At 42.8% G+C, this 14,200-nt stretch carries 16 protein-coding genes; 13 read left to right on the top strand and 3 right to left on the bottom strand.

The genetic code is table 11. The annotated features are described in order from the left end of the window. Positions 1-159 precede the first annotated feature (159 nt). The 11 genes from alaS to ACH0BF_RS14855 all read left to right on the top strand — a co-directional run bounded on the left by alaS (position 160) and on the right by ACH0BF_RS14855 (position 10,353). Entirely contained in the window at positions 160-2,793 is a 2,634-nt protein-coding gene (gene alaS / locus ACH0BF_RS14905) for an alanine--tRNA ligase (protein ID WP_340853198.1), read from the top strand. An 82-nt stretch (positions 2,794-2,875) separates the two neighbouring features. Further along, positions 2,876-3,142: an IreB family regulatory phosphoprotein gene (locus tag ACH0BF_RS14900; protein ID WP_041097404.1), complete on the top strand. Its 267-nt coding sequence runs from the start codon at positions 2,876-2,878 to the stop codon at positions 3,140-3,142. Positions 3,143-3,148: 6 nt separating this feature from the next. Then, positions 3,149-3,565, top strand: a complete 417-nt coding sequence (ruvX, locus tag ACH0BF_RS14895; RefSeq protein ID WP_340853199.1) for a Holliday junction resolvase RuvX — start codon at positions 3,149-3,151, stop codon at positions 3,563-3,565. Positions 3,566-3,569: 4 nt separating this feature from the next. Then, positions 3,570-3,866: a DUF1292 domain-containing protein gene (locus tag ACH0BF_RS14890; RefSeq protein ID WP_259455581.1), complete on the top strand. Its 297-nt coding sequence runs from the start codon at positions 3,570-3,572 to the stop codon at positions 3,864-3,866. 120 nt (positions 3,867-3,986) lie between these two features. Then, positions 3,987-5,105, top strand: a complete 1,119-nt coding sequence (gene mltG, locus ACH0BF_RS14885; protein WP_340853201.1) for an endolytic transglycosylase MltG — start codon at positions 3,987-3,989, stop codon at positions 5,103-5,105. A gap of 270 nt (positions 5,106-5,375) precedes the next feature. After that, positions 5,376-6,020 carry an O-methyltransferase gene (locus ACH0BF_RS14880; protein WP_120033246.1) on the top strand — a complete coding sequence of 215 codons (645 nt, stop codon included), beginning with the start codon at positions 5,376-5,378 and terminating at the stop codon, positions 6,018-6,020. A 1-nt stretch (position 6,021) separates the two neighbouring features. Beyond that, positions 6,022-6,951, top strand: a complete 930-nt coding sequence (locus tag ACH0BF_RS14875; RefSeq protein WP_406909571.1) for a peptidase U32 family protein — start codon at positions 6,022-6,024, stop codon at positions 6,949-6,951. A gap of 15 nt (positions 6,952-6,966) precedes the next feature. After that, positions 6,967-8,241 (top strand): peptidase U32 family protein, encoded by a 1,275-nt coding sequence (locus tag ACH0BF_RS14870; RefSeq protein ID WP_120033240.1) that lies wholly within the window; start codon positions 6,967-6,969, stop codon positions 8,239-8,241. 5 nt (positions 8,242-8,246) lie between these two features. Beyond that, positions 8,247-8,882, top strand: coding sequence for a uridine kinase (gene udk / locus ACH0BF_RS14865; protein ID WP_120033237.1), 636 nt, complete (start codon positions 8,247-8,249; stop codon positions 8,880-8,882). Positions 8,883-9,087: 205 nt separating this feature from the next. Then, positions 9,088-9,558, top strand: a complete 471-nt coding sequence (gene greA, locus ACH0BF_RS14860; protein ID WP_120037833.1) for a transcription elongation factor GreA — start codon at positions 9,088-9,090, stop codon at positions 9,556-9,558. A gap of 120 nt (positions 9,559-9,678) precedes the next feature. Next, the gene (locus ACH0BF_RS14855) at positions 9,679-10,353 is read left to right on the top strand and encodes a YrrS family protein (RefSeq protein ID WP_406909570.1); all 675 of its coding nucleotides are present in this window, start codon (positions 9,679-9,681) and stop codon (positions 10,351-10,353) included. Positions 10,354-10,428: 75 nt separating this feature from the next. Here ACH0BF_RS14855 and ACH0BF_RS14850 read toward each other — a convergent pair whose 3' ends face one another. After that, positions 10,429-10,632: a DUF2536 family protein gene (locus ACH0BF_RS14850; RefSeq protein WP_120033231.1), complete on the bottom strand. Its 204-nt coding sequence runs from the start codon at positions 10,630-10,632 to the stop codon at positions 10,429-10,431. Between the two features lie 129 nt (positions 10,633-10,761). Here ACH0BF_RS14850 and mtnN point away from each other — a divergent pair, with 129 nt between their 5' ends. After that, entirely contained in the window at positions 10,762-11,463 is a 702-nt protein-coding gene (mtnN, locus tag ACH0BF_RS14845) for a 5'-methylthioadenosine/S-adenosylhomocysteine nucleosidase (protein WP_340856367.1), read from the top strand. 392 nt (positions 11,464-11,855) lie between these two features. Here the strand turns inward: mtnN and sigK are convergent, their stop codons facing one another. Together sigK and pssA are read right to left on the bottom strand one after the other, a co-directional pair. Next, positions 11,856-12,566, bottom strand: a complete 711-nt coding sequence (sigK, locus tag ACH0BF_RS14840; protein WP_120033225.1) for an RNA polymerase sporulation sigma factor SigK — start codon at positions 12,564-12,566, stop codon at positions 11,856-11,858. 189 nt (positions 12,567-12,755) lie between these two features. Next, entirely contained in the window at positions 12,756-13,295 is a 540-nt protein-coding gene (gene pssA / locus ACH0BF_RS14835; protein WP_120033222.1) for a CDP-diacylglycerol--serine O-phosphatidyltransferase, read from the bottom strand. A 122-nt stretch (positions 13,296-13,417) separates the two neighbouring features. Between pssA and ACH0BF_RS14830 the strand changes: the two genes are divergently transcribed. Continuing rightward, positions 13,418-14,197, top strand: a complete 780-nt coding sequence (locus ACH0BF_RS14830; protein ID WP_120033219.1) for a phosphatidylserine decarboxylase — start codon at positions 13,418-13,420, stop codon at positions 14,195-14,197. Positions 14,198-14,200 lie beyond the last annotated feature (3 nt).

Here is a 14,200-nt window from a genome sequence, read left to right as displayed (position 1 = left end):
CCGTTTGCCGCGTTAAGGCCTTTGAGAGATGAACTGGCAAGCTTTGGTTCATAATCAGGGTGGTACCGCGAAAAGCTTCGTCCCTGTCCGGGGAACGGGGCTTTTTTTGTTGCCTTGAAATGACCGATCCCATTCATTATTTAACAGGAGGAATTGTATATGAAAACGTTGACTGGTGCTCAAATTCGTCAGATGTTTTTAGATTTCTTTCAGGAGAAAAATCACCGTGTGGAGCCGAGTGCCCCACTCGTACCCCATGATGATCCAAGTTTGTTGTGGATCAACAGCGGTGTAGCCACTTTAAAAAAATATTTTGATGGCCGAGTGATCCCTGAAAATCCGCGAATCGTCAATGCTCAAAAGTCCATCCGGACAAACGATATTGAAAATGTCGGAAAAACAGCCCGCCACCATACTTTCTTTGAAATGCTTGGGAATTTCTCAATTGGAGAGTATTTTAAAAAAGAAGCGATTCATTGGGCTTGGGAATTTTTAACTGATGAAAAATGGATGGCTCTTGAGCCCGACAAATTGTCCGTGACTATTCATCCGGAAGACGATGAAGCCTTTGTTATCTGGCATGAAGAAATAGGGCTGCCAGAAGAGCGAATCATTCGATTGGAAGGGAATTTCTGGGATATAGGTGAAGGACCAAGTGGACCAAATACGGAAATCTTCTATGACCGTGGCGAGTCATACGGAAATGATGAAACGGACCCAGAGCTTTATCCAGGCGGGGAAAATGAGCGTTATTTAGAAATTTGGAACTTAGTATTTTCTCAATTTAACCACAATCCTGATGGAACCTATACGCCACTCCCAAAGAAAAATATCGATACTGGGATGGGGCTTGAGCGGATGACATCTGTTATCCAAGAAGTGCCGACAAACTTTGATACAGATTTATTTATGCCAATTATTGAAGCAACAGAAGCTATCTCCGGCGAGAAATACCGTACAAGTGAGGAGAAAGATGTGGCATTTAAAGTAATTGCTGATCATATTCGTACGGTTGCTTTTGCTGTAGGAGATGGAGCCCTTCCATCCAACGAAGGCCGCGGTTACGTACTTCGTCGTTTGCTCCGTCGTGCTGTCCGTTATGCGAAGCAAATCCACATTAACCGTCCGTTCATGTTTGAGCTTGTTCCGGTTGTCGGTGAAATCATGAACGATTTCTATCCCGAAGTGAAAAATAAGCAAGAATTTATTCAACGTGTAATTAAAAATGAGGAAGAGCGTTTCCACGAAACATTGCACGAAGGATTGGCTATTCTATCAGCGGTTATCCAGTCGGCTAAAAACAACGGTTCAGACACCATTGCAGGAGCTGATGTGTTCCGTTTGTACGATACGTACGGATTCCCTGTTGAATTAACAGAAGAATACGCTGAAGAAGAAGGCATGAAGGTTGACCATGAAGGTTTTGAGAGAGAAATGGAGAACCAGCGCGAACGTGCCCGGGCAGCCCGTCAAGACGTAGGTTCCATGCAGGTCCAAGGCGGCGTGCTTGGTGACATTACTGTGGAAAGTGAATTTACTGGGTACGATGAATTAACCGCTGAAGCAACAGTGGAAGTTATCATTGCCAACGGTGAAATGGTAGAGAAAGCACAAACGGGTGAAGCTGTTCAGCTTGTGTTAAGCCGGACTCCATTCTATGCGGAAAGCGGCGGACAAACAGCTGATAAAGGAATTATTGAAGCGGATGGTGTACGCGCTGCTGTTCAAGATGTGCAAAAAGCACCAAATGGTCAAAACATTCAACACGCTATTATTGAAAGCGGCACATTGACAACTGGCCAAAAAGTGACTGCACGCGTCAATGCTGCTGCCCGTAATAAAATTATTAAAAATCACACAGCGACCCATCTTTTACACCAAGCCTTAAAGGATGTTCTAGGGACGCATGTAAACCAAGCGGGATCCCTCGTTGAGCCTGAACGCCTTCGTTTTGACTTTTCTCACTTTGGGCAAGTGACACCGGAAGAGCTTGAGGAAGTTGAAGAAATTGTCAATGAAAAAATCTGGAACAGCCTGCCTGTTGGCATTGCCCACAAGTCCATTGATGAAGCGAAGAAAATGGGAGCAATGGCGTTGTTCGGAGAGAAGTATGGAGATATTGTCCGTGTCGTTTCCGTCGGTGATTATAGCTTGGAGTTATGCGGTGGCTGCCATGTGCCGGATACATCGGTCATTGGTTTGTTCAAAATTGTCTCTGAAAGCGGCATCGGGGCCGGCACACGCCGGATTGAGGCGGTTACTGGAGAAGCGGCGTACAAATTCTTGAACAGCCAGACGGTTCTTCTAAAAGAAGCAGCCAATAAACTGAAGGCCAATCCGAAAGATATTTTAACGAAAGTGGATAGTTTGCAGGCAGAAATAAAAGAATTGCAACGTGAAAATGAATCACTTTCCCAAAAATTGTCCAATATAGAAGCAGGCAGTCTCCTTGATCGTGTACAAGAAGCCAATGGAGTGAAGTTCCTCGCTGCCCGTGTGCAAGCAGCAGATATGAACAACTTGCGCTCAATGACAGATGAATTAAAGCAAAAGCTTGATTCGGGCGTTATTGTGCTCGCTGCATCTACTGGAGATAAAGTAAACATCGTTGCTGCCGTAACAAAAGATTTGGTTGAAAAAGGATATCACGCCGGCAAACTTGTGAAAGAGGTCGCTACACGCTGTGGCGGAGGCGGAGGCGGACGCCCGGATATGGCACAGGCGGGAGGAAAAGATCCTGAAAAAATAGAGGAAGCGCTCAATTTTGTGGAAGAGTGGATGAAATCCATTTGATTCCATGAAAATTTATTGTACAATGGAAATAACTTGTACAAGAGGGAGTTTTCACTTTCAAGCCTAAAGCGAGGTGCTATTAATGAGCTCTTTTGATCAGACGATGAAATTTAATTTTCCAGAAGAACCGTTTGAGCAGAACGTGGAAGAGGTACTTTTTAAAGTATATAAGGCTCTTCAGGAAAAAGGATATAATCCGATCAACCAAATTGTTGGTTATTTGCTTTCCGGCGATCCCGCATATATTCCAAGGCATAACGATGCGCGTAATTTGATTCGCAAGCTCGAGCGTGATGAAATTATCGAAGAACTTGTGAAAACGTATTTAAAACAGCAGCGAGAGGAATAAACTTTTATGAGAGTTATGGGGTTGGACGTCGGTTCAAAGACAATCGGCGTTGCCATTAGCGATGAATTGGGCTGGACCGCGCAAGGCGTGGAAACGATTCGTATCAATGAAGAGAAGTATGATTTCGGCTTAGGACGCATTGAGAGCTTATGCAAAGAATATGGAGTTGAAAAGTTTGTCGTTGGACTGCCTAAAAATATGAACAATACGATAGGTCCACGCGGTGAGGCTTCCCAATCTTTTGCAAAAAAATTAGAGAAGCGCTTTTCGCTGCCAGTCGTTCTCTGGGACGAACGGCTAACCACAATGGCAGCGGAAAGAGTTTTGCTTGAAGCAGACGTGAGCCGAAAAAAACGCAAAAAAGTGATTGATAAGATGGCTGCCACTATGATTCTACAAGGATTTTTGGACAGCCAAAAATAATGAGGTGAAGAAAATGGACCACGGAGAAAAACAAATTACGATTATTGACGAAAATGGCAATGAACAGCTATGCGAGGTACTTTTCACGTTCGATTCTGATGAGTTTGAAAAGTCCTATGTGCTTTATTTCCCTGTTGGAGCAGAAGAAGATGACAACGAAGAAATTGAAATTCATGCTTCTGCCTTTATTCCTGGTGAAGACGGCGAAGATGGTGAACTTCAGCCGATTGAATCTGATGAAGAATGGGAATTAATTGAGGAAATGTTGAATACATTTCTTGATGAGGAAGAAGAGGAATAATCAAGCAATCAAAAAAGACCGGGGCTGCCCCGGTCTTTTTTCAATTCTATCTTTTCTCAAAAGATGTAGTATAATAAAAAAGCAAAGAAAGGCTCGTTATTTGTTGAAAGGGGTAAGTGTATGTCGAAACAATCATATATCCAGCCGCCTGGCAAAAAGAGACGGTTAAGAAAAGCTATTTTTTTTGCCATTATTTTATTTCTGCTACTGATTGGCGGACTGGCAGCGGGCGGATACTTTTTCATTCAATCCGCATTAGAGCCTGTTAACAAAGCAGATCATACTCCTGTTCAGGTTAATATTCCAATTGGATCTAGCCTATCAGTGATCGCTGAAAAGCTGGAGCAAAAAGGGATCGTTAAAAATGCCGAAGTCTTTAAATATTACGTAAAATACAAAAATGAAGATAACTTTCAAGCTGGAGAATATTCCTTTACACCTAGCATGACAATGGATGAGTTAATCAAAAGCTTAAAAACAGGAAAAGTGATTGGGCAAGGTCAAGTGAAGATCACCGTTCCAGAAGGTTATCAACTAACCCAAATTGCTGCTGTTATCGGCAAGCAAACGGGCCACTCGGCAAGTGATGTGCTGAAAGTAATGAATGATCGGGTGTTTATTCAGGAAATGATGAAAAAGTATCCAGAGCTGCTCACTGAGGAAGTACTTGCTAAAAACATTAAGTATCCGCTTGAAGGTTACTTATATCCCGCTACTTATCACTATGGGAATAAGAATAAGCCGGTTAAAGAAATAGTGGAAGATATGCTGGAAAAAACAGATAGTGTGCTTGTTCAGTACCGGACAGCTATGGCGGCAAAAAAAATGAGCACTCATAAATTGTTGACTCTCTCTTCCTTAATCGAGGAAGAGGCTACGGAAAAAGCGGACCGCCATAAAATTTCGAGCGTATTTTATAATCGTCTGGCAGCGGGTATGCCGCTACAAACAGACCCAACAGTACTGTATGCACTCGGCAAACATAAAAAACGTGTTCTGTATGAAGATTTAAAAGTGAATTCTCCATATAATACTTACAAAGTAAAAGGATTGACACCAGGACCGATTGGCAATAGCGGTGTCTCATCTATGGAGGCAGCTTTAAATCCTGAAAATACGGATTTCCTTTATTTCCTTGCTTCTCCTGCAGGGGATGTATACTATGCTAAAACATTAGAAGAGCATAGCAAATTAAAGGAAAAATACATTACGAACTACCAAGAACAGCAAAAGCAATAGACAGAAGGATCGCTTTTCCTATGCTATTGTGATAAAATAGTTCAAGTGTTTTTGGGAAAGACAAGTTAATGAAATACCATCAAGCAGAAAGCTGACAGGCTTTCTTCTTTTTCTTGTCAATGGAAATGTGGCTTCCCCATTATTTAATTTGAACAGGAAAGTTTTTTGTGATAGCCATGCCTGCCTCATAAGGATGGAGAAAGGTTCGGTTGCAGGAGATCGTCGCAGTTACATAAGGCACAGTCAGGCCTTTTGGAGAAGGGGTGTATTATGGACAATATTATCCATCATTATATAGAATCATTGATTAAAAGCCGTGCCCCATTATTTATTGAAATGGAAGCTTTTGCTAAGGAACATGGAGTGCCAATTATGGAGCCAGCCGGCATAGAAGCCATGCTACAAATCATGCGTATTCAGCAGCCAAAGCGGATTTTAGAAATAGGAACGGCTATAGGCTATTCAGCCTTGCGGATGGCTGCAGCCCTTCCAGAGACAGAGATCATCACCATTGAAAGGGATGAATCGCGCTATCAGCAGGCTATTGATTATATCCATCGTTCAGATTGCAAAAGCCGGATAGAGGTGTTATTCGGTGATGCGCTCGACTTAATCGCAGAGGCAGGAAAAAAGGGTCCGTACGATGCGATTTTTATTGATGCTGCTAAAGGACAGTACACTCGATTTTTTGAGGGGTATTCCGCTTTTTTAGTGCCAGAGGGCACGGTATATACAGACAATGTGTTGTTCAAAGGCTATGTTGCCGGCATCCCGGTAGAGTCAAAACGAATGATTAATTTAGTAAAGAAAATTCAATCTTACAATGAGTGGCTGATGAATCATCCGGACTTTGACACGGCAATCATCCCGGTCGGAGATGGTTTAGCAGTTAGCCGCAAAAGAGGTGGGAAATAACGTGAAAAAACCAGAATTGCTTGTTACTCCGCATAACATAGAAGCGATTGAGCTTCTTGCAGAGGCAGGAGCTGATGCATTTGTTGTTGGCGAGCAGCGCTATGGATTGCGCCTTGCGGGAGAGTTTGGCAGAGAAGAAATTAAAAAAGCAATTGAGAAGGCTCATAGCAAAGAAAAGAAAGCTTATGTGGCAGTTAATGCTATTTTTCATAATGACATAGCTAATGAACTGGATGAGTATATCGCATTTATCAAAGAAGCAGGAGCCGATGCCATTATTTTTGGAGACCCTGCTGTACTAATGGCTGTTCGTGAAGTAGCACCTGATATGCCGCTGCATTGGAATACAGAAACTACAGCAACAAATTACTTCACTTGTAACTATTGGGGAAAACGCGGGGCTGTGAGAGCTGTTCTTGCCCGTGAATTAAGCATGGATGAGATGATTGATATAAAAGAGCACGCGGAAGTTGCCATTGAGGTGCAAGTACATGGCATGACATGTATGTTTCAATCTAAACGGCCGCTTTTAGGCCATTATTTTGAGTATCAGGGGAAAGTGATGGAGATCGAAAATCGCAGAGAAGCGAAAAACATGCTTTTATACGATAAAGAGCGCGGAAATAAATATCCGATCTTCGAAGATAAAAACGGTACCCATATTATGAGTCCCAATGATATATGCATGATCGACGAGCTTGAGGAAATGGTAGAAGCGGGGATTGACAGCTTCAAAATTGATGGGATCCTGCATTCACCGGAATATTTACTGGAAGTGACGAGGCTTTATCGCCAGGCTATTGATTTATGTGTAGAGGATTCTGAGCAGTACGAAGAAGTGAAAGAAGAATTACTCGAGAAAATTGAAGAGTTACAGCCGGAACACCGCCCATTAGATACAGGCTTCTTCTTCAAGGAAACGGTTTATTAAAAAGGAGGAACAAACGTGAGTGCGGTTATAAACGATAAGATTTCAACCGTCGTTGACGGCAAGCGGGTTATTGTGAAAAAACCAGAATTGCTGGCGCCAGCAGGCACACTTGAGAAATTAAAGATCGCTATTCATTACGGAGCAGACGCTGTGTATATTGGCGGTCAAGAGTATGGCCTTCGTTCAAATGCGGGAAACTTTACATTAGAAGAAATGAAAGAAGGCGTGGAGTTTGCTCGAAAATATGGGGCCAAAATATATGTAACAACTAACATTTATGCGCACAATGAGAACATAGACGGGCTCGAAGACTATTTGCGAGGATTGCAGGAGGCTGGCATCACCGGTATTATCGTCGCAGATCCGCTTATTATTGAGACATGCCGGCGTGTTGCACCAAAAGTGGAAGTCCACTTGAGCACACAGCAATCTTTGTCTAACTGGCGTGCAGTTCAGTACTGGAAAGAGGAAGGGCTGCACCGGGTTGTTCTTGCTCGAGAAACAACAAGTGAAGAAATGCGTGAAATGAAGGAAAAGGTTGATATTGAAATTGAAACATTTATTCACGGTGCAATGTGTATTGCTTATTCAGGCCGCTGTGTCCTGAGTAATCATATGACGGCCCGTGATTCAAACCGGGGAGGATGCTGTCAGTCATGCCGTTGGGACTATGACCTTTATTCACTTGAGGATAACGGCGAACAGGCTTTATTTTCTGAGGATGATTCGCCTTTTGCGATGAGTCCAAAAGATTTAAAGCTTGTTGAATCGATTCCAAAGCTCATTGAGTTAGGCATAGACAGCTTAAAAATTGAAGGCCGTATGAAATCCATTCACTACATTGCGACAGTGGTTAGTGTCTATCGAAAGGTAATTGATGCTTACTGTGCCGATCCAGATCATTTTCAAATCAAGCAGGAATGGCTCGATGAACTTGAAAAATGTGCGAACCGCCCAGCAGCTCCGGCTTTCTTCGAAGGCACTCCTGGCGTAGAAGAGCAGTTATTTGGTGTTCATGGGAAAAAAGCTTCATATGATTTTGCCGGACTTGTTCTTGATTATGAAGAAGAGACAGGAATCGTTACTCTGCAACAACGGAACTTTTTCCGCCCGGGAGACGAAGTCGAGTTCTTTGGTCCGGAAATTGAAGGTTTCACACAAACGGTAGAGGTGATATGGGATGAGCAGGGGAATGAGTTGGATGCCGCTCGCCACCCGCTGCAAATTGTCCGTTTTAAAACAGCAAAACCAGTGTACCCAAATAACATGATGCGAAAGGGGCTTGAATAAGTTTCATGGACCAAAAGCCAGTTGTCATCGGTGTTGCCGGCGGTTCCGGTTCCGGCAAAACGAGCGTTACAAAGTCAATTGCCGAGCATTTTAAAGGACATTCTGTTATGGTTATTGAGCAAGACTATTATTATAAAGATCAAAGTCATCTGCCATTTGAAGAACGGCTGAAGACGAACTATGATCATCCCCTTGCTTTTGATAACGATTTACTCATCAGTCATATTGAAAATTTATTGGAATACAAAGCAGTCGAAAAGCCGGTGTATGATTATGCTCGGCATACACGTTCGGCTGAAACGATCCGGATGGAGCCGAAAGATGTCATTATACTTGAAGGCATTCTCGTACTGGAGGATGAGCGTCTGCGTGATTTAATGGATATTAAGTTATTTGTTGATACGGATGCAGATTTGCGCATTATTCGCCGGATGATTCGGGACATTAAGGAGCGGGGACGTACGTTTGAATCTGTCGTTGATCAATACTTAAATATAGTCCGGCCGATGCATAACCAGTTCATTGAACCAACGAAGCGCTATGCAGATATTATTATCCCGGAAGGTGGCCAAAATCATGTAGCCATCGACCTCATGGTAACAAAAATTCAAACGGTTCTTGAACAAAAAGCCATTTTATAGTATCTTTTTATGAAACAGACATAATCTTTTAAAAACAAAGGCTGTCTCAACCATTGGAGCGGGCTTATGGCGCGCTCATATATAGAGGAAAACGCTTTCCCTATATATGAATGCGGCAAAAGCTGCTCTAAATGAGGCAGCCTGCTCATGTTTACTTGTTTTCCTCACCAAGGAAGGCAGCGAGATGAAAAGGAGTGGAAGGGACTTGTCAACAGAAAAAGTATACCCAATGACTAAAGAGGGGAAAGAAAAGTTAGAACAGGAACTAGAATATTTAAAAACCGTTAAGCGCAAGGAGGTTGTAGAAAGAATTAAAATTGCCCGCAGTTTCGGGGATTTATCGGAAAACTCCGAGTACGATTCAGCGAAGGAGGAGCAAGCCTTTGTTGAAGGGCGCATCGGCACAATTGAAGCAATGATTCGCAATGCGGAAATCATTGAAGAGGATAACAGCAACGTCGTTTCTTTAGGAAAGACAGTTGTATTTATTGAGCTGCCGGATGGTGAAGAAGAAGCTTATACAATCGTTGGTAGTGCAGAAGCCGACCCATTCGAAGGGAAAATTTCAAACGATTCTCCGATTGCGAAAAGTCTGCTTGGCAAAGAAGTGGGCGATGAAGTCATCGTGCAGACACCTGGCGGAGAAATGAAAGTGAAAATCGTCTCAATTAAATAATGAATAGAAAAAAGCGCTAAAGACAGTAGGTCTTTAGCGCTTTTTTCGGTTAAAATAACTTCATGTTCAAGTAGAGACATGATAAAATGTGAATGATGCCAAAGAGAGAGGAGTCGTAACATGGCACAGCCATCACGTACAGAAAGAAAATCTAAACGAAGAAAAACAAATCGAATTTTAAATACCGCCATTGCTGTTGTCGTTCTTTTAATTATTGTTGTTGCGTTCACTATTTTTTCAGGCGGTGGAAAAGAAGAAGCTGCACAGCCGCCTAAGCCGAAAACGGAGACGCAACAATCTTCGGCTAATAAGCAAGATGAGCCGTCATCTGACGTAACAGAAGAGGAAGAAGGCACAACAGACCAAGACACAACAGACGAAGAGAAGAAAGAGGATGAGCAAGAGAAGAAAGAGGATGAGCAAGAGAAGAAAGAAAATGATCAAGAAGGAGTCATCGAAAAAGAGAGCGATGAGCCAAATGTTGAAAAAGAAATAGAGAACCCAAATTGGACAGGCGTCGGCACTTCGCAATCAGGACAGCATACTTCTTCATTTGATAGCAATTCAGTGGATTGGAAAGAGAAGAAAGAAGCGTTATCTTATGCAACAGGTATTCCTCAAGAAGAAATGATCGTCTGGTATATTAGCGGAGATGGCCCTCAAGGAGCAATCGGAACCATTTCGCCAAAAAGTGACCCGAACAACGCCTATCGTGTATATATAAACTGGGTGGACGGCGAGGGTTGGAAGCCGGTAAAAATGTACAAGCTAAAGCATAATGATAAAGGGCGGTAAGTTTTGAGAGGGGACGCGCATTGGCGGGTCTCCTCATTTTTTGTCTATCAGGCCAAATAGGAATTTCTGTTTTTCTTACTTGGCTTTAAAGTGAACGACAGCTGAAAAGTGCTTATGACCATCTGCATCAATTTGCATCTGATGGCTGACCGAGTGGACACCTAACAGAATAGCTCGGTTTTGTTCGATTTTTTCAGCAATTTTTTTCTCTAGAGAAGCGAGGGTAGTCGCTTCAAAAAATTCAATTTTATCTTCAATTAAGTCGAGTTGAAACTGCATGCTCTTTCCCCTTTCAAATTAGTTTAGTTTCTTCTTATGTATACAAGATAAAAGGAAGAAGTGGCAAGCAGTTCTGTGAAAAAAATGCTAAAATGAGACAGGTACATGGAAAGAACGGAGGAGAAGAAAGTGAAAATAGCAATTATTGGAGCAATGGAAGAAGAAGTGGTAATTTTGCGCGAGCAAATGGAAAATCGTCAAGTGGAAACGATAGCTAATAGCGAGTTTACAACTGGAACATTGAATGGGGCTGAGGTCATTCTGCTGCGCTCTGGTATTGGAAAGGTCAACGCTGCAATGACGACAGCCATTTTACTGCATCATTTCCGGCCGGACGCTGTGATCAATACAGGTTCAGCGGGTGGGCTAAATCCTGCGCTTAATGTAGGGGATGTTGTAATTTCTACAGAAGTGCGCCACCATGATGTAGACGTGACGGCGTTTGGTTATGAGTACGGCCAGGTACCACAGCTTCCTGCTGCTTTTGAAGCGGATGAAAAGCTGATTAGCATTGCCGTGGGCTGTGCGAGCGAAGCTGGAGAGGAACAAGTAGTGAAAGGGTTGATCGCGACAGGAGATGCATTTATGAGCGATCCAGCGCGTGTGCTTGAGGTAGGAAAGAAATTTAATGGGTTGCAAGCTGTTGAAATGGAGGCAGCGGCCATTGCTCAGGTAGCTTATCAATTTGGTGTTCCATTTGTAATTATTCGTTCGATCTCCGATATTGCGGGCAAAGAATCCGATGTGTCATTCGAGCAATTCCTGCCAAAAGCAGCCCGCCATTCGGCCAATCTTGTCGTGGGGATCGTCAATCAATTGTCCCGTCAATGAAATGTGAATAATTTGTGAAAAGCGTGCTACACTACATTCCATTTGTGGTACATTAATAGTAAATAGCTTTTTGAGTATGTAAGGAGTGAAGAAGAATGGTCATGATGATTATGGGATTGCTGCTTGCTACAATTATGGGAGTGCTAGTATCCATTACAATTGATTAAAACAGAAAAGCGGAAGCAGCCTGTTTGGCCCGATAGGAGGTTGGAGGCCTCGACAAGGAGGCGCTCTTTGGCTCCGCCCGAGAGGACGAAACCGCCGTACGGGCTGGCTGCTGCAGCTGGACAAACAGAAAGACAGAGCTGTCAGCTTATCGCTGAAGGATGATCTCGATAGATATTTTTATTTTTCTAAGAGCGGCTTCTCTCGTGGAAGCCGCTCTTAGTTCTCTAATGCCCCCTACCTTTTTCTTCACGATAGAACTCATGGAACATTTTCATAAGGGCACGCTTTTCAATTCGTGATACGTAGCTGCGGGAAATGCCAAGCTCTTTAGCGATCTCCCGTTGGGTTTTTTCTTCATTTTGATTTAAACCAAAGCGAGCAATGATCACCTCTTGCTCGCGTTCATCCAGGACTCGTAAAAATTTCAATACTTTTTTCAGCTCGATTGTCAGCAGAATATGCTCCAACACATCCTCATCTTCCGACTTTAGAATATCGAGCAGGTTGATTTCATTTCCTTCTTTGTCGTGTCCGATTGGGTCTTGAAGGGAGACGTCTTTTTTTGTTTTCTTCAAGGCACGCAAATGCATTAAAATTTCATTTTCAATACATCGCGCGGCATATGTAGCTAATTTTGTCCCCTTTCCTCCTGAGTAGCTCTCAATCCCTTTAATTAAACCAATCGTTCCGATTGAAATAAGATCTTCGGAATCCTCTCCAGTATTTTCAAACTTCTTCACAATGTGTGCGACAAGCCGAAGATTGTGCTCGATCAACTTGTTGCGGGCCTCTGCATCGCCTTTTGCCATTTTCTCTAAGTAGATCCTTTCTTCTTTAGGAGACAAAGGCTGCGGGAAGGCGTTATTTTTTACATAGGAGACAAAGAAAATTAATTCTTTTACCGCGTAAGATAGAGCAGCAAGAATGCCGAGCATTGAACCTCCTCCTTTGGTAAATCCGCTGTTGTCCTAAGTGTATGAGAGAGGGGCCGCTGATTTGCCTGTCCTCTTGAATTTTCGAAGAAAAGGCGAGGAATGTCATATGAAAGAGAAAAAGGAAGGCGAGAAAAGCAGATGGTTTTTACTAATGGCAATAAAAAACCCCGGGGATTTCCCGGGGGAGGTTTAAACCTTTTTTAGTTTAAAAGGGCTAATCATCAATAAGGATAAGCACATAATAATAACCATGAATGAAGGCATGGGAAGATAAGGAATAGCTAAATAGCTAAGGGTGAGCAAGCATCCAGCTGCTGTGATCGGCAAGCCGTGAAAATAGCCGTTGTTCTCAGAAATATTGAAGCGAGCTAGCCGAAAAGCGCCACAGCCGATGTAGAAGACCGTGAAAAAGGATCCAGGAAAGCCAAACTCAGATAAGATTCCTATATAAAGTAACAGAGCGGGAGCCACCCCAAAAGAGATAATGTCGCACATCGAATCCAACTGCTTGCCTAATTCAGATTCAATATTCATTCTGCGGGCAACCATTCCATCAAAACGATCAGCAAGGGCCGCTATGAAAATAAGCAGCAGGCCAAGATGGTACTGAGCGTGCATCGTCATTAAGATAGAAAAGCCGCCTAAAGCTAAATTACCTAATGTTAGCACGTTGGCTGTTTGAGCTTTTGCTTTCTTTATAGTGATATCTATAACTTGAGAAATAAACAAATTTACACTCTCCTCGAATTTAGCAGGAAATCTGCTGATAGTTTATTATATAATAATATTTTGATGATGATCTATTATACCATAAAGTGGATAGGATTTTTTAAATTTTTGGAGGTTGAATCGTGCAACGCTACTTATATCGCTTTTTTATTGAACTGACAAATAAGAGGTGGTCTTCACGACTCCTTGAACGATATACAAGTTCTTCCCTAAGTAAGCCGATGATCCGCCCTTTTATGAAAGCATACAGGGTCAATGAGCAAGAAATGGCTCATCCGGTTGAACATTATCAAACACTTCATGATTTCTTTATGCGCCAGTTGCTGCCGGACGCAAGGACGATTGATTATGGAGACGATCATGTTGTGAGTCCTGTCGATGCGCTGCTTGCAGAAAAAGGTATGATTACGAGCGGCCATGAAATAATGGTGAAAGGAAAGCCTTATTCTGTGACTGAAATGCTTGGTAACAGTGGAAAAGCAGCTGGTTATGAGAAAGGGACATTTCTCGTTTTTTACTTGAGTCCAAGCCATTACCATCGAATTCATAGTCCGATCAACGGCCGGGTCGTTCAAAAATGGACGCTTGGCAAACACTCTTATCCTGTCAATAGTCACGGTTTAAAATACGGCAGAAAACCTCTTGCTAAAAATTATCGAGAAATTACGGAGCTGGAATTTGATTCTGGAAAAATGGCGGTAGTAAAAGTAGGAGCCATGTTTGTAAATTCGATTGAACGCTCTCATCACGGGCTAACTTGGAGACAGGGGGAAGAAGTCGCTTATTTTAATTTCGGCTCGACGGTTGTTCTTTTGTTTGAGCCCGGGACATTTGCATGGAATGAGCGGCTGAGTGTGCCTTGCGAAATAAAGGTTGGTGAAAAAGTGGGCACACTCGTATAAAAA

It is taken from the genome of Pseudobacillus sp. 179-B 2D1 NHS, from assembly GCF_045370945.1.
GTDB lineage: Bacteria > Bacillota > Bacilli > Bacillales > Domibacillaceae > Pseudobacillus.
Note: the sequence above shows the minus strand (reverse complement) of the source record. Positions and strands in the feature narration are given on the sequence as shown.

What these genes read in the sequence shown, in the direction of transcription:
- alaS (WP_340853198.1), top strand. Translation starts at nt 160, where the DNA reads ATGAAAACGTTGACTGGTGCTCAAATTCGTCAGATGTTTTTAGATTTC.
- ACH0BF_RS14900 (WP_041097404.1), top strand. Translation starts at nt 2,876, where the DNA reads ATGAGCTCTTTTGATCAGACGATGAAATTTAATTTTCCAGAAGAACCG.
- ruvX (WP_340853199.1), top strand. Translation starts at nt 3,149, where the DNA reads ATGAGAGTTATGGGGTTGGACGTCGGTTCAAAGACAATCGGCGTTGCC.
- mltG (WP_340853201.1), top strand. Translation starts at nt 3,987, where the DNA reads ATGTCGAAACAATCATATATCCAGCCGCCTGGCAAAAAGAGACGGTTA.
- ACH0BF_RS14880 (WP_120033246.1), top strand. Translation starts at nt 5,376, where the DNA reads ATGGACAATATTATCCATCATTATATAGAATCATTGATTAAAAGCCGT.
- udk (WP_120033237.1), top strand. Translation starts at nt 8,247, where the DNA reads ATGGACCAAAAGCCAGTTGTCATCGGTGTTGCCGGCGGTTCCGGTTCC.
- ACH0BF_RS14855 (WP_406909570.1), top strand. Translation starts at nt 9,679, where the DNA reads ATGGCACAGCCATCACGTACAGAAAGAAAATCTAAACGAAGAAAAACA.
- ACH0BF_RS14850 (WP_120033231.1), bottom strand. Translation starts at nt 10,632, where the DNA reads ATGCAGTTTCAACTCGACTTAATTGAAGATAAAATTGAATTTTTTGAA.
- sigK (WP_120033225.1), bottom strand. Translation starts at nt 12,566, where the DNA reads ATGCTCGGCATTCTTGCTGCTCTATCTTACGCGGTAAAAGAATTAATT.